The organism is Cupriavidus sp. KB_39, from assembly GCF_052114485.1.
Taxonomy (GTDB): domain Bacteria; phylum Pseudomonadota; class Gammaproteobacteria; order Burkholderiales; family Burkholderiaceae; genus Cupriavidus.
Genome location: NZ_JBFREV010000249.1, coordinates 1 through 375, shown reverse-complemented (window position 1 = coordinate 375; position 375 = coordinate 1). Strand labels below are relative to the sequence as shown.

Genomic DNA, 375 nt, shown 5'->3' with positions numbered 1-375 from the left:
ACCAGCCAGCGGCTGTCCACCTTGCCGAGCAGGCGCGGCAGCACCGGCATCATCAGGAACGCCGGCAGCCCGGACAGCAGCATGATCCCGCCGGCCTGCTCGGCGTTGTAGCCGGCAATCGTCGCCAGGAACTGCGGCAGCAGGTAGGACACGCCGTACAGCCCCGCCCCGACCACCGAGACGATCAGAATCACGCTCGCGTAATTCTTGTTCAGCAGCAGGCGCAGCCGCACGATGGGCGTCTTGGCCGTGAACTGGGCGACGAACATCATCCCCAGCCCGATGGCCGACAGCGCGGAGAGGTAGACGATAGTCGCCGACTCGAACCACTGCTCGCGCTGGCCCTCCTCGAGCACCACGGTCAGCGAACTGAGG

At 66.7% G+C, this 375-nt stretch carries 1 pseudogene; it reads right to left on the bottom strand.

Annotated elements, in window-relative coordinates:
• A pseudogene (locus AB4Z27_RS29795) lies at positions 1-375 on the bottom strand (EmrB/QacA family drug resistance transporter); the annotation flags it as partial.